The sequence below is a fragment of the Streptomyces sp. URMC 129 genome, assembly GCF_051386415.1.
In the GTDB taxonomy this organism is placed as follows: Bacteria; Actinomycetota; Actinomycetes; order Streptomycetales; family Streptomycetaceae; genus Streptomyces.
Genome location: NZ_JBPQTQ010000131.1, coordinates 1 through 18,085 on the forward strand (window position 1 = coordinate 1; position 18,085 = coordinate 18,085).

The window sequence follows — 18,085 nt, forward strand, 5'->3', positions numbered from 1 at the left end:
GGGCCTGCCCCACCCGGCGGTCGTGGGTCGTGGCGCCGCGCCGCGAGCGGCGCGGCGCCGGCCTACTGGGGGAGCGCGTCCAGAAGCCGGCGCGTGAACGGGTGCGACGGGGACGCCAGCAGCTCGGCGGCCGGGGCCTGTTCCACCACGCGGCCCTCGTCCAGCACCGCGATGTGGTCGGCCAGGCTCGCGGCGACCGCCAGATCGTGCGTGATGAGCACGAGCGACGTCCGCTCCTTCACCGCGGCGAGCAGCGTGCGCACTCCCCGCTGGGTGACGGGATCGAGCCCGGAGGTGATCTCGTCGCACAGCAGCACCTTCGGCCGGGCCAGCAACGCCCGTGCCAGCGCGGCACGTTGCAGCTCGCCGCCGGAGAGGCCCCCGGGCGGCCGGGCCGCCGTCTCCGCCTCGACGCCCACGGCGGCCAGCGTCACGGCCGCCTCGGAACGCGCCGCCTCCGGGGTGGTGCCGCGCAACCGGACGGCCGTGCGGGCGATCTGGTCCAGCACCGGCCTGAACTCGTCGAACGAAGCCCGCGCGTCCTGGAACACGTACTGAACGGCGGCCAGTTGCTCCCGGCTCCGGCTCCGCACACTGCGCGGCAGCACGTCCCCGTCCAGCAGGGCCCGGCCCGACCAGCGCCGGTGCAGCCCGGCGAGGCAGCGGGCCAGCGTCGTCTTGCCGGAGCCGGAACGGCCGACGACCGCCAGGCACTCCCCCGCGCCCAGCGTCAGCGAGGCGCCGCGCAGCACAGTGGTCCCGCCGCGGCGCGCGCCGTGCCAGGCGGTCAGCTCCTCCACCCGCAGGGCGATGTCCCCTTCCCCGGCGGGTCGTTCGCCGGCCGGTGGCACCGGCTCGGTCTCGAAGGCGGCGGCCACCATCCGCGCGGTCCACGGGTGCCGGGGCGCGGCGAGGACCGAGGCGGCCGGTCCCGACTCCACGACCCGGCCGGTGTTGAGGACCACCAGATCGTCGGCCAGTTCCCGCACCACGTCGAGGTCGTGGCTGAGCAGCACGACCGCGACGCCCCGCGCCAGCACCGCTCGTAGTTCGGCGACCACCCGCTGCCGGGTCAACACGTCCTGCCCCGTGGTCGGTTCGTCCGCGACCACCACCGGCGCGCCCGACAGCAGCGCCTGCGCCAGCACGGCCCGCTGCTGCTGGCCGCCCGAGAGCTGGTGCGGGAAGCGGCGCAGCACCTGCTCCGGTTCGGGAAGCTGGGCGGCGCGCAGGGCCGACCGCACCCGCTCGGCGCGCTCGGCGCGGGCGCCCCCGGCCTGCCGGGCGATGTCGTCCAGCAACGCCCCCGCCCGGCGGGCCGGGTTGAGCGCGGCGGCGGGCTGTTGCGGCACGTACCCGGCGCGGCCGTGCACGGTGACCGTGCCGGACACCTCCGCCCCGGCCGGGTATTCGCCCAGCAGCGCCAGCCCGGTGGTGCTCTTGCCGCTGCCCGAGGGACCGACCAGCGCGGTGCAGCGGCCCGGTGACACGGTGAACGAGACACCGTCGACCACGGGCCGGCCGTCGATGACGACCCGCAGGTTCTCAACGCGTGCCACGGACACGGGCATTCCTCCTCTTGGCAGCGCTGCCGGCAGCGCTCCCGGTGGCGTTCTCGGCAGCGCTCCTGGCGGCCTTCTTCGCGGACGGCCCGGCCAGCCCGGCGTCGAACAGCAGGTTGGTGCCGGTGGTCAGCGCCACGATCAGCACGGCCGGGACCACCACGGCCCACGGCTGGACGAACAGCCCGGTCCGGTTGTGGTCCACCATCACGGCCCAGTCGGCGGCGTCCGGCGCGACGCCGACGCCCAGGAACGCGGCGGTAGCCACCAGGTACAGCGTCCCGGTGAGCCGCACCCCCGCGTCGGCGACGAGCGTGCGCAGCGTCGAGCGGCCCACGTACCCCACGGCCATCCGCCACCAGCTCTCGCCCTGCATCCGCATCGCCTCCACGGCCGGCCGGGCCGCCGCCTCCGCCGCCGCGGCCCGCACGATCCGCACCGTGTCGGGCACGTTGATCAGCGCGACGATCAGCGCCAGGCCCATCGGCCCCGGCGTGAACAGGGCCGCGATCATCAGCAGGAGCAGCAGCGACGGCACCGCCAGCACCACGTCCAGCGGCCTGATCAGCAGCTCCTCCAGCCACGCCCGGTGCGTCAGCGCCGCGGCCAGCCCGATCGGCAGCGCCACCAGGTACGCGACGGCGGTGGCCGTCGCCGCGGTGAGCACCACCGACCGCCCGCCCAGCAGCACCTGCCGCCACACGTCCCGGCCGGTGAAGTCGGTGCCCAGCCAGTGCCCTTGGCCGGTGGTGAACGACACGCCGCGCGGCCCGGGTTCGCCCGCGAGCCACGGCCCCGCGACGGCGAGGAACAGCGGTACCGCGATCAACGCCAGGCCCAGCACGGCCTGTCCGCCCGTCAGCCGTCCGGGGGGCCGGATCCGGAGCAATCTCATGCCGCCACCCCCGCCCGGGGCGCGAACCGGTGCGTCACCAGGTCCGCCGCCAGGTTCAACAGCACGGTCACCACGCCGAAGACGACGGCCAGCCCCTGCACGACCGGGATGTCCCGGGCCGCCACCGCGTCGATCAGGACGGTGCCGAGCCCGGGAATGACGAACAGCGCCTCCACCACGATCACCCCCGAGAGCAGCCAGTCGCAGGTCCGCGCCACCTGCTGCGCCGCCGGCGCCACGGCGTTGGGCAGCGCGTGCGCCCAGCGGATCCGCCCGCCGGGGACGCCGTACCGCCGGGCCTGCGCGACGTACGGCGAGTCCATCGCGTCGATCATCCCGGCCCGGACCAGGCGGCTGATCGAGCACACCGGCCGGGCCAGCATCACCAGCACCGGCAGGACCAGCACGGCCGGTTCGGCCAGCAGGTCGGTGCCGTGCCCGACCGCCGTCGGCGGGAACCAGCCCAGCCGCAGCGCGAACACGACGATGAGCAGCACCCCGAGCGCGAACTCCGGTACCGCGTACACCGCCAGGGTGGTCCCGCTGACCAACCGGTCGATCCGGCCGCCCTCGTGGCGCCCGGCGAGCACGCCGAGCCCCACGGACAGCGGAATCAGCAGCGCCAGCGTGAGGCCCGCCAGCAGCACCGTCGGCCCGATGGCGCCGGTCAGGTAGTCGCCGACCGGGCGCCCGGAGACCAGCGAGGTGCCGAGGTCGCCGCGGACCAGGCCGGCCGCCCAGTCCGCGAAGCGCTCGGCGGCCGGCTCGTCCAGCCGCATGATCTCCCGGATGCGCTCGACGCGTTCCGGGTCGGGGGCGTCCCCGGCGAGCGCGACGGCCGCGTCGCCGGGGAGCGCCTCGGTGAGCAGGAAGACCAGCACCACCACGCCGACGGTCTGCACGACGCCGAGCGCCAGCCGCCGCAGCAGCCAGGACTGGCGGTCGGTCACGCCAGCCACACGCGGTCGAAGCGCGCCCAGTCGAGGGTGTTGGCGGGCGCCTCCTCCTCGACGCCGTGCACGTTCCCGGCCGTTGCCACGATCCAGTCCGCGAAGCCCCAGATGAGGAAGCCGCCCTCGGCGTGCAGGCGGCGCTGCATCCGGCCGTAGATCGCGGCGCGTTCGGCCTCGTCGCGGGTGGACTGGGCCTGCCGGTACAGCTCGTCGAAGTCGTCGTGCCGCCAGTGGGTGGCGTTGGTGGGCGAATCGCTGAGCAGGCGCTGCGAGATGTGGGACTCGATGGGCATGGTGCCGGAGCGGGTGCAGGCGATGGTGCCGGAGTCGAGGGTGTCGGCCCAGTACGTGTCCTCGTTGCCGACCGCGACCTCCACGGTGACCCCGGCGCGGGCGGCCTGTTCCTTGAAGATCTCGGCGGCCTCGATGAAGCCGGTGGCGACCGGGGAGGTGTCGAGGGTGACGGTGAGGCCGTCGCCGTGACCGGCCTCGCGCAGCAGTTCCTTGGCCCGGTCGATGTCCTGCTCGCGCTGCGGGATGTCGTCGGCGTAGTACTGATAGCCCTTGCCGAACAGGTCGTTGCCGATCTCGCCCGCGCCGGACAGGGCGCCGTCGACCAGTTCCTGGCGGTCCGCGATGAGGAAGAACGCCTCGCGCACACGCGGGTCGTCGAACGGCGCGCGGTCGGTCTTCATCACGAAGCCCTGCATGGCGCTGTTGCGCAGCCGCACGACGTGGACCTGGCCGCCGTTCTCGTGGGCGCGGGCGGTGGCCGGGTTCAGCTCGTGGGCGTACTCGACCTGGCCGCCGAGCAGCGCGTTGATCCGCGCGGACTCCTCGTCCGCGACGACGATCTCCAGTTCGTCCAGGTGGGGGGCGCCGTCCCAGTAGCCGTCGAAGCGCTCGACCAGCAGGGAGCGGCCGGGTTCGAAGGAGACGAAGCGGAACGGCCCCGAGCCGACCGGGCTGTCGAACGTCTCCGCGCCGTCCTTCACGATGTACGCGCCGAACGCGGCCAGCACGTTGGGGAATTCGGCGTACGGGCGCTTGAGGCGGAACTCGACGGTCCGGTCGTCCACGGCACGGCTGGCGTCGAGGTCGATCGGCTCCAGCGACGCCTTGGCACGGAAAGCCTGGTCGGGGTCGGCGATGCGGCGGTAGCTGTAGAGGACGTCGTCGGCGGTGACGGGCGTGCCGTCGTGCCACTGGGCCTCGCGGAGGGTGACCGTCCACAGGTCGAGGCCGTCGCTCGGCTCCCAGCGCTCCGCGAGGCGCGGCTGGGCGGACATGTCGGAGCCGAAGTCCGCGAGCTTGTCGAACAGCGCCTTGGCGCGGGCGGCGTCGGAGAACAGGTTGGTCAGGTGCGGGTCGAGCGTCTCGCTCGCGCCGCCGCCCGCGAAGGCGGCCCGCAGCCGTCCGCCGCGGCGCGGCTCGCCGCCGTCGCCGTCACCGCCGCCGGAGCCGGAGTCGGCGCCGGAGCCGCCGCCGCAGGCGGACAGCGCCAGGGCGGCGGTCGCGCCGCCGCACCGTCCTGGCCGTGGGCGGCGGGCGGGACGGCGGGCCGGGCCGGCGGGGAGGGGTCTGTGGTGCTCGGTCATGACGATCGTCCTTCGTTCGCTGGGGAGTCGGGGTGAGCGGAGAGCCTGGCGACCACGTGCAGCCGGTCGCCGTCGGCGGTGCCGGCGGGTTCCGGTGCGCCGGGGCGCCAGGACGGTTCGGTGCGCGGCCCGGGGCCGTCGTGCAGCTCCAGCACGTCGAACCCGGCGACGGTGAGGAAGTGGCGCAGCTCCTGCGGGAAGAGCAGCCGCCAGGCGGACCGCTGTTCGAGGGGCGGCGAGCCGTCGTCGGCGGTCCACACCCGGCGCCGCCGCAGGAGTTGGGCGGCGCGGTCGATCCACAGGGTGGTGACGGCGGTGCGGGTGACGCCGCCGTCGGTGAGCGTCCGCGTCACCGGCCCGTCCAGCAGGTCGCAACCACCCAGGAAGTAGGCCCCGTTGCGCATCTCCGCGACGAGCAGGCCGCCGGGCGAGAGGTGGCGGCGGCACGCGGCGAGGAACGCGGTCAGCTCCTCGTTGGTGTGGCAGTACAGCAGGGCGCTGTCCAGGCACAGCACGGCGTCGACCGTGCGGCCGAGGTCGAAGTCCCGCAGGTCGGCCTGGAGATACTCCGGTCCCGGATGGTGGGCGCGGGCGTGCGCGAGCATCGTGGCGGCGAGGTCGATGCCGACGACCCGCCGGCCGCGGCCGTGCAGGTAGGCGGCGTCCCGCCCGGTGCCGCACCCCGCGTCGAGTACGCGCGGTCCGGCGCCGTGCCGCAGCAGCGCGTCCTCCGCCCAGCGGGCGGCGAGCCGTTCGGGGTCGGGGAACTGGGCCTCGTACAGCTCGGGCCGGTCGGTGAGCAGGTTCCCGGCGCCGGTCATGACACGGCCTCCCGCGCGGGCCGGGCCGCGGGGGCGGTGGCCGCGGCCGGTTCGGGCAGCGCGCCGCGGCGGCCGAGCAGGGCGACCCCGGTGGCGGAGAGCAGGCCGAAGGCGACACAGCACAGCCAGGGCAGCCACGGCCGGTCGCCGCGTTCCCCGAGGTCCATGGCCCAGCCGACGATCGTGTTCCCGACCGCCGCCGCGACGCCGGAGACGACGTAGAACAGGCCGAAGTAGGTGCCGGTCAGCGTCTCCCGGCCGAACGCGGGGATCATCTCCATCACGAACGGCTGGGCCGCCATCACGCCGAGGTAGAGCAACACCGCGCCCGCGAGCACCGGAAGCAGCCGCACGGCGGTCGGCCCACCCGGCCCGTCGCCGGTCACCACCAGCAGCGGCGGCAGGAACCCCAGCCCCGTGCAGGCGAGTCCGGCGGAGATCCAACGGCCGCGGCTGCCGCGCCGCTTGAGCGCGGTGGTGATGCGCAACTGGAGGGTGAGGCCGGCGACCGTGCCCACCAGGAAGATCAGACTCGCCGCTCCCGCCCAGCCGGTGGCGGTGCGGGCGCCGTCCGGCAGCAGCAGGTAGAGCTGGCTCTCCAGGGTGAACATGCCGGTCATGGCGGCGGCGAAGGCCAGGAAGCGGCGGTTGGACGCGACTTCGCGCCAGTCCGCGAGCACTCCGGGCCGCCCGCCGCCCGGCCGTTCCGGCACCTCGCGGGCGGGCAGCACGAGGGCCTGCGCGACGGTGAGGACGGCGAAGATGGCGGCGGCGGTGAGGGCCGAGGCGCGGAAGTCGATCAGTAGCAGCGCGCTGCCGAGCAGCGGCCCGGCGAGCGCCCCGGCCGTCGCGAACACCTGGAAGAGGGCGAACGCCTCGGCCTTCCGCTCGCCCGACTCGACCGCGATGTACGCGCGGACGGCCGGGTTGAACAGGGCACCCGCCAACCCGCTGAGCACGGACGCCGCGAGGAGCACGGCGAGCCCGTCGCCGACCGCGAAGAACGCGAACCCGGCCGTGCGCAGGGCGCATCCGGCGATGATGACGCCCCGCGCGCCGAGCCGGTCGGCGGCCGAGCCGCCGATGATGAACAGCCCCTGCTGGCTGAGGTTCCGCACCCCGAGCACGACGCCGATGAGCGCGGCCGACATCCCGAGGTCCTCGTCGAGGTGGACCGTGAGGTAGGGGATGAGGAGGTAGAAGCCGGTGTTGACGCCGAACTGGTTGACCAGCAACAGGCGTACGGCGAGCGGGAAGCCGCGCACGGCGCGGAGTGTCTTCACGCGGGGTCCTCTTCCGGCCGGGCCGCCGGGTGGACGCCGAGACCGGGCCGGTCCGCGGCACGGACCGTCCCGTCGGCGCCGCCGATGCCCTGCCATGGGTCGTGGGCGAGCAGCAAGTGGCCGTCGAGGTCCACCCACCGGGCGCGGGCCACGAGGTGGACCGCCGGGGCGATGCCGAGGGAGGAGGCGGCCAGGCAGCCGAGCATGACGTCGGTGCCGCTGCCGTCGAGCGCGCCCGCGATGCGCAACGCCTGGTGCACGCCACCGCACTTGGCGAGCTTGATGTTCACGCCGTGGACGCGGCCGGCGAGGCGGAGCGCCTCGTCGTACCCGGCGGCGTCCTCGTCGGCGATCAGCGGCACGGGCGACCGTTCCGCGAGCCGGGCGAGCGACTCGGGATCGCCCGCGGCGGTGGGCTGTTCGACGGCCTCGACGCCGAGCGCGGCGAAGCGTGGCAGCAACTCCTCGGCGGCGGTGGGGGTCCAGGCGCCGTTGGGGTCGAGGAGGACCCGGACGCCGGGGGCGGCGTCGCGGACGGCCGCGACCCGGTCCAGGTCCTCGGCCGGATCGGCCGAACCCGCCTTGATCTTCAGGACGCGGAAGCCGCGGGCGGCCAGCTCCCCTGCCTGGGAGGCGGCGTCGGCCGCGTCGGTGATCCCGATGGTGCGGGCCGTCGCGGCGGCCACCGGTGCTGCGTCGTCCGCCTCCTTCCCGGCCGCATCGGCCGCATCCGACACATCGGATGTATCGGAAGCACCGGCCTCGCCGGGGTCGCCCGACCCGCCGCCCCCGGTGAGGAGCCGGTGCACGGGCAGGCCGGCGCGTTTGCCCACGAGGTCGAGCAGCGCCGAGTCGACCGCCGCCGTGACGCCCGGCGGAAAGCCGCGCGGCAGCAACGTCCCGTCCAGCAGGGCCGACAGCGCGGCCTCCGGGTGCGGCTGCCGGGCCAGCGCGGGCGCGGCGTGGCCGAGCAGGGCGTGCTTGGCGCGCTCGGCACTCAGCCCGAGGTACGCGGAGCTGACCACCTCGCCGTGCCCGGCGGCCCCCTGGCCGTCCTCGACGGTCAGCCAGACGGCGTCGCGCCGGGCCATGACCGAGCGCGATATCCGCAGCGGGGTGCGGAGTTCGAGTGACGCGGTACGGACGGTGAGCCTCATGCCGTCTCCCGGAGCGGATCGACGACGGTACGGCAGCGGGTCCAGCCGGTCGCCTCGACGGCGCGCGGATGCGGGATCTCCAACGGCCGTGCGGCGGGCGGGCGTTCGGGCACGCCGATGCCGTGGCGCAGGCAGTACTCGTCGTCGTAGATGGTCCCGACGTAGCGGTGCGGCCCGTCGGGGAAGACGGTCGCCACGACCGCGCCCGGCCGGGTGCGGGCGGCCCACGCGGCGACCAGGGCGACGGCGCCGGTGCTCCAGCCGCCGCTGACGAAGCAGCCCCTGGCCAGCCGGCGGCAGGCGTCCACGGCCTCGGCCGGGCCGACCCAGTGCACCTCGTCGAAGATGTCGTACCGGACGTTGCGCGGGTGGATGCTGCTGCCCAGGCCGCGCATCAGGCGGGGGCGCGCGGGCTGGCCGAAGATGGTGGAGCCGATCGAGTCGACGCCGATGACGTGCAGCCCGGGCCAGCGGCGGCGCAGCGGCCCGGTGATCCCGGCGCTGTGGCCGCCCGTTCCGACGCTGCACACCAGCACGTCGAGGTGGTCCAGCGCGTCCCCGATCTCGGCCGCCATGGTGGCGTAACCGGCGACGTTGTCGGGGTTGTTGTACTGGTCGGGCCAGTACGCGCCGGGCAGCTCCGCGAGCAGCCGGCGCAGCCGGGCGATGCGGGCGGCCTGCCAGCCGCCGTTGGCGGCGGGCCGTTCCACCAGCTCCAGCCTGGCCCCGTGGGCGCGGAGCAACGCCCGGACGGCGGGCTCCAGTTCGGCGTCCCCGACGAGGACAACGGGGTGGCCCAGGGCCTGCCCGGCGAAGGCCAGGCCGAGGCCGAGCGTGCCGGATGTGGACTCCACGACCGGGGCGCCGGGCCGGAGTTCGCCGCGCTCGCGGGCGCCGCGCAGCATCGCGACGGCGGCACGGGCCTTGAGCCCGCCCGCGCCCAGCGCCTCCAGCTTGGCCCAGAACCCGGGGTGCGGATGCGGCAGCGGAACGGTGATCCGCGCCATCGGGGTGCGGCCCAGCAGCGCCAGCAGCTCGGGGCGCGCGGTGACCTGACCGGCGGCCTGCCCTGCCTGGCCCATCTGTTCGGTGGCGACGGCGGTCACGCGGCACCTCCCGGCACTCCGGCCGCCGCTTCCGCGACTCCCGCTGCTCCCGTGACGTCGTGCGCGTCGTGCGCGGTGTAGCGGTGCAGCACGCCGGGACCGCCGTCCAGCCAGAAGAACGGGTACGGTTCGGCCGACACGGCGGTCACCCCCGAGCCGAGGAAGCGCGGCAGCACCGCGCTGCCCGACTGCGCGAACAGCACCAGCGGCTTGCCGGTGTCGCGGGCGTGGGCCAGTAACACCTCGAACGTGCCGTTGCCGAGGGTCATCCCGGAGACCAGCAGGGCGTCGCAGCCGTCGAGTTCGGCGGTCGCGTCACGGCGGACCGGCTCGCCCCACTCGGTGGTGCCGCCCTTGAAGTCGCACGGCACGTAGCCGATGCCGCGTTCGCGCAGCCGCTCCAGCAGGGAGTTGACCACGCCGACCACCAGGACCCGGCGCGGCGCGGGGAGTCCGGGCAGCAGGTCCACCACGGCCCGCGCGCGGGCCCGGGACTTGCGCAGGCTGCCGCCGGATGGCAGCGGGTAGGGGTGGGCGCCGTTCTCGGGTGTGTGCGGCAGCACGTGCGCGAGGTACGCGTCCAGCGCCGCGATCCGCACGGCGGGTTGCGGGTGGCCGAGCAGTCGGCCGACGTCGGCGCCCACGCAGTCGTCCAGCGCCCCGCCCGGCAGGGCGCCCGGCTCCACGGCGCAGGACCCGACGGCGCCGTCCAGCCGCAGGCTGAGCACCTCGTTGCGGTACCCGCCGGTCCGGCCCGGGTGCCGCACGGCCTGGGAGGTGGTGAACGCCACGGCTATCCGCAGCTCCGCCGGGTCGGGGCCGAACTCGCCGCCCAGCACGCGCTGTTCGAGCTCCGCGACCGACCTCACGCCGCACCGTCCGCGGGGGCGTAGCGGGGACAGAGCCCGGCGAGCACGGCCTCGACCCGGCCGCGCGCGGCGCCGGCCTCCTCGGCGGTGACCATGGCGTGCCCCAGGTAGTCGTTGTTGCTGGCGGCCGGCCGCACGGCGCGGCCCGGCCGGGCGAGGTCCAGCTCGCGCAGCCCCGGCGCCTCGGCGGCGGCCTCGGCGCCGTCGAACCCGGCGAGTTCACCGGCCTGTTCGGGCAGCAGGAAGCCGATGGCGGCGCTGCGCACGCCCGTGTCGTGCGGCGTGAGGTCCGGCCGCCGGCCCAGCGCCACGTCCACGGCGGCGACGGGCAGGTCGACGCCGGTGACGTGGCGGACCAGTTCGGTGATCCGGTTGCCCGCCGGGCGCGGGTTGACCTCGACCACCCGGGGGCCGTCGTCCGTCAGCTTGATCTCGGTGTGCGCCACGACCTGGTCCAGGCCCAGCGCGGTGAGCGCGGCGACGGCCGTGTCCGCGATCCGGCGGGCGGTGTCCGGTGCGAGCGCCGCCGGGAACATGTGCCCGGTCTCGATGAATGCCGGCGCACCGCCGACGCTCTTGTCGGTCACCCCGACGACGTGGCAGGTGCCCTCGTACGACACCGTTTCGACGCTGAACTCCGGCCCGGTCAGCAGCTCTTCGAGCAGCACGACGGGCGCGCGCCGCTGGCCGCGCGCGTTGACGGGGAAGTCGCCCAGCGCCTTGTACGCCTCGGCGAGCGCCCGTTCGTCCGCGACCTCGCGGACGAACATCCCCGCGCACAGGTCAACCGGCTTGATCACCAGGGGATATCCGATGCGCGCCGCCGCGGCGGCCGTCTCCGGCCAGTCCCGGCACACCGCGTGCTCCGGGCCCGGCACCCCGGCCTCAGCCAGCACCCGGCGGGTGACGTCCTTGCGGCAGGCGGCGTCCACCGCGTCCGGCGCGGGTCCCGGCAGGCCGAGGTGGCGCGCGACGTGGGCGACGGCCGGGAGGTAGTAGTCGCAGGACGAGATCACGCCGTCGAAGCGGAGCACGTCGTGCAGCTTCCCGGCGTAGGCCGTCAGCGCGGCCGTGTCGTTGGTGTCGGCGGTCAGGACGTTGGCGGCGGCGAGCAGCGGATGCGGCGCGGGGGGTGGTGCCGCGCGCAGGTAGTGGTGCAGATCACGGGTGAGGAAAGTGAACCGGTGCCCCGCTTCCCCGATCGCACGCGGCAGCAGCCGGCTCATCGAGCCGACCCAGCTCTCGATCATCAGCAGATGTCCCACGGTGCGCCCTCCAGTGACATGGACCTGGCCGCCGCGAAGACTATCGATAATCATTTTCATTGTCATCTGATCTGTAGACAGAAAATGCGGAAGATCCGCAGGCCCCCGCCGTGGCACAGTGCCGCCCATGGACGAGAAGGACCTGCTGCGCCGCTCCGGCGGCCCGGTGACACAGGAACGGCTGGCGCGGGAGCTGCGCGAACTCGGCCTCGGCACCGGCGACACGGTGATGTTCCACACCGGGATGTCCGCGCTCGGCTGGGTCGCCGGCGGCACCCAGGCCGTCATCGGCGCACTGCTGGACGTCGTCGGCGCACGCGGCACGCTGATGGTGGCCTGCGGCTGGAACGACGCCCTGTCCTACGACTTCCCCACCTGGCCCCGGTCCTGGCAGGACGCGGTGCGTGCCCACCACCCCGCCTACCACCCGGACTTCAGCGAGGCCGACCACGCCAACGGCCGCCTCCCCGAGGCGCTGCGCCGCCGGCCCGGCGCGGTGCGCAGCCGCCACCCGGACGCCAGCTTCGCCGCGCTCGGGGCCGCCGCGCACGACCTGATGGCCGACCACCCCTGGGACCACCCGCACGGCCCCGGCAGCCCGCTGGCGCGTCTGGTCGAGGCCGGCGGCAAGGTGCTGCTGCTGGGCGCGCCCCTCGACTCCCTGACGCTGCTCCACCACGCCGAGGCGCTGGCGGACGCGCCCGGCAAGCGGTTCGTGGAGTTCGAGCAGCCGATCACGGTCGGCGGGAAACGGGTGTGGCGCCGCTTCCGCGACATCGACTCCAGCGGCGGCGCCTTCGACTACTCCGGCGTCGTCCCGCCCGACGTCGAGTGGCCGTTCACGGCGATCGCCCGGGACATGCTCGCGGCGGGCATCGGCACGCGCGGCGCGACCGGCGCGGCCACGTCCCACCTGTTCGACGCGGGCGCGGTGACGCGGTTCGGCGTGACGTGGATGGAGACGAGGCTGGGCGGCGGCGCGCGGACCGGCACGGGATCACCGGCCCGTACCTGACCGGGCACTCATCGTCGCCCCCGGCCGCCCGCGCCCGCCCCCCGACCCGGATTGTCAGTGGTCCGGGTCATACTCGGTCGCACCGATGTCCGAAGACGGCCGATCCCGTCCGATGCCCGGGGAGCCCCGCATGCCCGCCGAACCGCCCGCCACCGCCACCACCGCCGCCCGGCCCGCCGCGGCGGACAGCCACGACGTGATCCAGGTGCGCGGCGCCCGGGAGAACAACCTGGCGGACGTCTCGCTGGACATCCCCAAGCGCCGCCTGACCGTCTTCACCGGCGTCTCCGGCTCCGGCAAGTCCTCGCTCGTCTTCGGCACCATCGCCGCCGAGTCGCAGCGCCTGATCAACGAGACGTACACGGCGTTCATCCAGTCGTTCATGCCGAGCCTCGGCCGGCCCGACGTCGACGGCCTGCACAACCTCAGCGCCGCCATCGTGGTCGACCAGGAGCGGATGGGGGCGAACTCCCGCTCCACCGTCGGCACCGCCACCGACGCCTACACCATGCTGCGGATCATCTTCAGCCGCCTCGGCACCCCGCACATCGGGACGTCCAGCGCCTTCAGCTTCAACAGCCCCGAGGGCATGTGCCCGGAGTGCGAGGGCCTGGGCCAGGTGTCGACGATCGACATCGACCAGCTCGTGGACCGCGACCTCTCCCTCAACGAGGGCGCCATCACCGCGCCCGGCTTCACCGTCGGCTCGTGGTACTGGCAGATCATGGCGCGCTCCGGGTTCTACGACCCGGACAAGAAGCTGCGGGACTTCACCCCGGCCGAGTGGGAGGACTTCCTGCACAAGCCCGCCGTCAAGATCAAGGTCGGGTCGAACAACATGACGTACGAGGGGCTCGTCACCAAGATCCAGCGGACCTACCTCACCAAGGAGCGGGACTCGATGCAGTCCCACATCCGCGCCTTCGTGGACCGGGCCGTGGTCTTCGCCGAGTGCCCGGCCTGCGGCGGCTCACGGCTGAGCGCCGCCGCGCTGTCGTCCACCGTCGCCGGGGTGAACATCGCGCAGTGCTCCGCGATGCAGATCAGCGACCTGGCCGAGTTCGTCCGCTCCATCGAGGACCCGTCCGTGGCCCCGCTGCTCGCCACCCTGCGGCAGACGCTGGAGTCGCTGGTGGAGATCGGCCTCGGATACCTCAGCCTGGACCGCACGTCCGCCACCCTCTCCGGCGGTGAGAGCCAGCGCGTGAAGATGGTCCGCCACCTCGGCTCCAGCCTCACCGACGTCACGTATGTCTTCGACGAGCCCACGGCGGGCCTGCACCCGCACGACATCCAGCGGATGAACGGCCTGCTGCTGCGGCTGCGCGACAAGGGGAACACCGTGCTCGTCGTGGAGCACAAGCCCGAGGTCATCGCCATCGCGGACCACGTCGTGGACCTCGGCCCCGGCGCCGGCGAGAACGGCGGCCGGATCTGCTACACCGGGGACGTGGCCGGGCTGCGCGCCTCGGGCACCCTGACCGGCCGCCACCTGGACCACCGGGCGACGCTGCGGGAGAAGACCCGCGAGCCGCTGGGCGCGATCTCCATCGAGCACGCCGGCCTGCACAACCTGCGGGACGTCAGCGTCGACATCCCGCTCGGGGTGCTGACCGTGGTCACCGGCGTCGCCGGGTCCGGCAAGAGCTCGCTGATCCACGGTTATCTGTCGGGCCGCGACGGGGTCGTCGTCGCCGACCAGTCCCCGATCCGCGGCTCCCGGCGGAGCAACCCGGCGACGTACAGCGGCCTGCTGGGCCCGATCCGCACCGCCTTCGCCAAGGCCAACAACGTGAAGGCCGCCCTGTTCAGCGCCAACTCGGAGGGCGCCTGCTCCCACTGCAACGGGATCGGCGTCGTCTACACCGACCTCGCCATGATGGCCGGGGTGGCGTCGGTGTGCGAGCGGTGCGAGGGCAAGCGCTTCACGCCCGAGGTGCTGGAGTACACGCTGCGCGGGAAGAACATCAGCGAGGTGCTGGGCATGTCCGTGGCCGAGGCCCGCGACTTCTTCCCGACCGGCCAGGCGGCGGCCATCCTGGAGCGCCTCACCGACGTGGGCCTGAGCTATCTGCGGCTGGGCCAGCCGCTGAACACTCTGTCCGGCGGCGAGCGCCAGCGGCTCAAGCTCGCCATCCACATGGCGGAGAAGTCCTCGACGTACGTGCTGGACGAGCCGACGACCGGCCTGCACATGGCGGACGTGGACAAGTTGCTCGCCCTGCTGGACCGGCTGGTGGACGACGGGAACACGGTGGTGGTCATCGAGCACCACCAGGCCGTGATGGCGCACGCCGACTGGATCATCGACCTCGGGCCCGGCGGCGGCCACGACGGCGGCCGGGTGGTGTTCACCGGCACGCCCGCCGAGCTGATATCCGGGGCCGACACGCTCACCGCCCGCCACCTGCGGGAGTACGTCGGCGCCGACGGGTAACGGCCGGCCGCCGCGGCACCGCCCGCGACCACGGCGTGGCGACGTCACGGCGGGTCCGAGGTGGTCTCCTCCACCACCTCGACGCCCGTGCCGCCGCCGCGCTCCGCCCACGCCCCGGCCTGCCGCGCGGTGGCCGCGTGCGCGAAGGGGCCCATGGACTGCTCGGACCCGTCGGCGGCCCGCCAGCGCAGGTAGTAACGCACCTGCCCGGCCCGCCAGTACGCGATCCGCTTCCGGGTGGCCGCGATGTCGCGGTGCTCGGGCCCGAGCACCCGCAGCCGGTCCACGAGCAGCTCCTCCAGCGCCCGCACCGCGCCCGCCCGGTCCCCGGCCGCGCCGAGCGTCTCCGCGATGCTCGCCCGCGTCGCCAGCGTCTCGCGGTGGTCCGGCCCCAGCACCCGCAGCCGCTCGGCCAGCAGCTCCCGCAGCGCGCGCATGGCGCCCTCGCGGTCGCCCGCCGCGCCGCGCCACTCCGCGAGCCGGGCGCGGGTGGCCAGCGTGTCCGGATGGTCCGGCCCCAGCACCCGCAGCCGGTCCGCGAGCAGCGCGGCCAGCGCCTCCGCCGCGCCCGCCCGGTCCCCCGCCGCGCCCCTGCGCTGCGCGAGGAGCGCCCGCGCGCCCAGCGTGTCGGGGTGGTCCGGGCCGCGGACCCGGCGCTGCTCGGCGAGCAGGTCCTCCGCCGCCGCCACCGCCCCCGCCCGGTCCCCCGACTGCCCCCGCCACTCCGCGATCCGGGCCCGGGTGGCCAGCGTGTCCGGATGGTCCGGCCCCAGCACCCGCAGCCGGTCGGCCAGCAACTCCTCCAGCGCCCGCACCGCCCCCGCCCGGTCCCCGGACTGCCCGCGCCGCTCCGCGATCCGGGCCCGCGTGATGAGCGTGTCCGGGTGGTCCGGGCCGAAGACACGCAGCCGTTCCGCCAGCAGCTCCGTCAACTCCCGCATGGCGCCCGCCCGGTCCCCCGCCGCGCCGCGCCGCTCGGCCACCAGCGCGCGGGCGGCCAGCGTGTCCGGGTGGTCCGGGCCCAGCACCCGCAGCCGCTCCGCGAGCAGCCGTTCCGTCGCCCGCACGGTGCCCGTCCGGTCCCCGGCCTTCTCCCGCCAGTCCGCGATCAGGGCGTGCGCGTTCAGCGTGTCCGGATGGTCCGGACCCAGCACCCGCAGCCGGTCGGCCAGCAGCTCCTCCAGCGCCCGCACCGCCCCCGCCCGGTCCCCGGACACGCCGCGCCACTCGATGAGCGCCACCCGCACCGTGAGGGTGTCCGGGTGATCGGGGCCCAGATGCCGCCGCGCGTCGGCCACCATCTGCTCCCAGTGCTGGGTCGCGGACACCGCGAGCCCGGCCCGGCCGAGGCTGCGCCCCACCTGGTACAGCACGGCCGGCGCGCCGTCCCGCCACAGCCGGGCCCCGGCGTGGGCGTGCAGCGCCTCGGCGTTGGCCCGCACGTCGCCGCCGCTGCCGCCGTTGTCGATCTCGGGCCAGGCGTGCATCAGCGCCCGCTCGGCCACCCGCACCACGCCGTCGAACTCGTCCGGACCGAACTGGTCCCGCGTCGCCCGCTGGATCAGCGCGTGGATGCGGACGCGGCTCGCGGGCGCGTCGCCCGCCAGGTCCACGAGGTTGAGCCGGTGCAGGCAGTGCAGCGCGTCGTGCGCGTCCTCCTCGTCCACCTCCCGGCCGCCGACGTGGGAGCCGAGGTACTCCAGGGCGGGCGGACCGGTGAGCACGGTGACCGGGATGCCGTTGGCGTTGAGCACGCTCGCCACGCGCAGCAGCGGCCGGGCGAGCCCGGCGGGCCGCAGCCGGTCGGCCAGGTCCACGGAGAGCGACCAGGTGGCGGCGACGGTCCGGCGCTGCTCGTCGGGCAGCGCCCCGTCCTCCGGCAGGATGTCGGCCAGCCTCCGGCGCCGGTCCGCGAACCGCGCGCGGTACGAGGCGCAGTCCAGGCCGCGGTCGATCAGATACGCGACGGCCTGCGCCAGGGCCAGCGGCAGGAAGCCGAGATCCTGCGCCAGCCGCAGCACCTGCTCCGGGTCCTCCTGCCGGCCGTGCGCGGCGAGCGTCGCGTTCAGATAGGCGGTGGCCTCCGCCGCGGTGAACAGCCCGACCGGCACCAACTCCCGTCCGCTGCCCGTCAGTACGGCATCACGCCGCCGGGTGGTGACGACCACCCGGCCGACCGGGTTCCGCCGGGGCCACAGGCCGCGCAGGTCGCCCGGGTCCGCGACGTCGTCCAGGACGACGAGCCACGGCCGCCGGGTGGTCTCCAGCCAGGCCAGGAAGTCCCGCGCGGCCTCCTCGGGATCGCCGCTGTCGGCACCGGCCACCGCCGCCCCGGCGCGGGCGTAGGCGGAGACGATGGCGTCCCGGTTGCCCGCCGTGGCCCACACCAGCAGATCCACGTCGCCCGCCTGCCACCGTCGCCGGGCGTAGTGCGCGGCGAGCTGCGTCTTCCCCACGCCGCCCGTGCCGGACAGCACCTGGCACAGCACGGCCGTACCGCCCCGCGCGACGGCGGCGTCCAGGGCGTCGACCGCGCCCCGGTGCTGGAAGCAGCTCGCCTGCTCGGGAATGACACCGATCCGCTGCGGCCACGCCACCCCGGGCGACGGCGCCACCTGGTACGTGACGTGCTCGGCACGGCCGACCGCGATGCCCCGGTCACTGGCCTGCACGGACAATCCGCCCGGATGCACCGGGAGTTGAGGGGGGCTGTCAGAAGCCGGTCCGTTCAGCCCCGGGACGGAGCCGGCTTCCGAGGGGGGCCGACGTACGCGCCCCCGGTGACCACACCCGCCGCGATCGAACCCCGGTCGGCGCGGATGTCCACACCCCCACCGCCCGGATCCGGCGCCGCCAAGTCCCGGATCAACGCGCCGACTTCGGCACGCTCCCGGTCCCCGGCCTGATCCTCCAGCAGCGTCTCGAACCGCGTCCGCCACACCGCCCGCAGGCCGAACCGCACCCGCTCCGCCTCGTCCCCGGGCTCCGCCGCGGCGAACTCGGCCGCCGCCCGGTCCAGCCGCGCCAACTCGTCGCGCTCGCGCCGCTCGTCGCCCCGCCCCAGCAACCGCGCGACACGCCGCCGCACATCGGGCCACGCCCCGGTCCCGACGGCGTCCCCCAC

14 protein-coding genes are annotated in these 18,085 nt (G+C 75.1%); 2 read left to right on the forward strand and 12 right to left on the reverse strand.

Annotation, left to right across the window (positions count from 1 at the left end; all coding sequences use genetic code 11):
* Positions 1 to 62: 62 nt before the first annotated feature.
* The 10 genes from ACSNOC_RS22980 to ACSNOC_RS23025 are packed head-to-tail and all read right to left on the reverse strand — an operon-like array spanning position 63 to position 11,509.
* Positions 63 to 1,571, reverse strand: a complete 1,509-nt coding sequence (locus ACSNOC_RS22980; protein ID WP_436749449.1) for an ABC transporter ATP-binding protein — start codon at positions 1,569 to 1,571, stop codon at positions 63 to 65.
* Positions 1,546 to 2,457, reverse strand: coding sequence for an ABC transporter permease (locus ACSNOC_RS22985; protein ID WP_436749450.1), 912 nt, complete (start codon positions 2,455 to 2,457; stop codon positions 1,546 to 1,548). The genes ACSNOC_RS22980 and ACSNOC_RS22985 overlap by 26 nt, the downstream gene beginning before the upstream one ends.
* Positions 2,454 to 3,407, reverse strand: a complete 954-nt coding sequence (locus ACSNOC_RS22990; RefSeq protein ID WP_436749451.1) for an ABC transporter permease — start codon at positions 3,405 to 3,407, stop codon at positions 2,454 to 2,456. Before ACSNOC_RS22990 ends, ACSNOC_RS22985 begins: the two co-directional genes overlap by 4 nt.
* Positions 3,404 to 5,008 (reverse strand): ABC transporter substrate-binding protein, encoded by a 1,605-nt coding sequence (locus ACSNOC_RS22995; RefSeq protein ID WP_436749452.1) that lies wholly within the window; start codon positions 5,006 to 5,008, stop codon positions 3,404 to 3,406. The genes ACSNOC_RS22990 and ACSNOC_RS22995 overlap by 4 nt, the downstream gene beginning before the upstream one ends.
* The gene (locus ACSNOC_RS23000; RefSeq protein ID WP_436749453.1) at positions 5,005 to 5,829 is read right to left on the reverse strand and encodes a class I SAM-dependent DNA methyltransferase; all 825 of its coding nucleotides are present in this window, start codon (positions 5,827 to 5,829) and stop codon (positions 5,005 to 5,007) included. Before ACSNOC_RS23000 ends, ACSNOC_RS22995 begins: the two co-directional genes overlap by 4 nt.
* Positions 5,826 to 7,112, reverse strand: a complete 1,287-nt coding sequence (locus ACSNOC_RS23005; RefSeq protein WP_436749454.1) for an MFS transporter — start codon at positions 7,110 to 7,112, stop codon at positions 5,826 to 5,828. The genes ACSNOC_RS23000 and ACSNOC_RS23005 overlap by 4 nt, the downstream gene beginning before the upstream one ends.
* Complete coding sequence (locus ACSNOC_RS23010) at positions 7,109 to 8,269, reverse strand: mandelate racemase/muconate lactonizing enzyme family protein (RefSeq protein ID WP_436749455.1); 1,161 nt, start codon at positions 8,267 to 8,269, stop codon at positions 7,109 to 7,111. Before ACSNOC_RS23010 ends, ACSNOC_RS23005 begins: the two co-directional genes overlap by 4 nt.
* Entirely contained in the window at positions 8,266 to 9,351 is a 1,086-nt protein-coding gene (locus tag ACSNOC_RS23015; RefSeq protein WP_436749462.1) for a PLP-dependent cysteine synthase family protein, read from the reverse strand. Before ACSNOC_RS23015 ends, ACSNOC_RS23010 begins: the two co-directional genes overlap by 4 nt.
* Positions 9,352 to 9,371: 20 nt before the next feature.
* Positions 9,372 to 10,244: a Rossmann-like domain-containing protein gene (locus ACSNOC_RS23020; protein ID WP_436749456.1), complete on the reverse strand. Its 873-nt coding sequence runs from the start codon at positions 10,242 to 10,244 to the stop codon at positions 9,372 to 9,374.
* Positions 10,241 to 11,509, reverse strand: a complete 1,269-nt coding sequence (locus tag ACSNOC_RS23025; protein ID WP_436749457.1) for an ATP-grasp domain-containing protein — start codon at positions 11,507 to 11,509, stop codon at positions 10,241 to 10,243. Before ACSNOC_RS23025 ends, ACSNOC_RS23020 begins: the two co-directional genes overlap by 4 nt.
* A gap of 127 nt (positions 11,510 to 11,636) precedes the next feature.
* Between ACSNOC_RS23025 and aac(3) the strand changes: the two genes are divergently transcribed.
* Positions 11,637 to 12,524, forward strand: a complete 888-nt coding sequence (gene aac(3) / locus ACSNOC_RS23030; protein WP_436749458.1) for an aminoglycoside 3-N-acetyltransferase — start codon at positions 11,637 to 11,639, stop codon at positions 12,522 to 12,524.
* 130 nt (positions 12,525 to 12,654) lie between these two features.
* Positions 12,655 to 14,961, forward strand: coding sequence for an ATP-binding cassette domain-containing protein (locus ACSNOC_RS23035; protein WP_436749459.1), 2,307 nt, complete (start codon positions 12,655 to 12,657; stop codon positions 14,959 to 14,961).
* Between the two features lie 44 nt (positions 14,962 to 15,005).
* Here ACSNOC_RS23035 and fxsT read toward each other — a convergent pair whose 3' ends face one another.
* Positions 15,006 to 17,633, reverse strand: coding sequence for an FxSxx-COOH system tetratricopeptide repeat protein (fxsT, locus tag ACSNOC_RS23040; RefSeq protein WP_436749460.1), 2,628 nt, complete (start codon positions 17,631 to 17,633; stop codon positions 15,006 to 15,008).
* Between the two features lie 56 nt (positions 17,634 to 17,689).
* A partial coding sequence (locus tag ACSNOC_RS23045) for a hypothetical protein (protein WP_436749461.1) occupies positions 17,690 to 18,085 on the reverse strand: 396 nt, incomplete at its 5' end.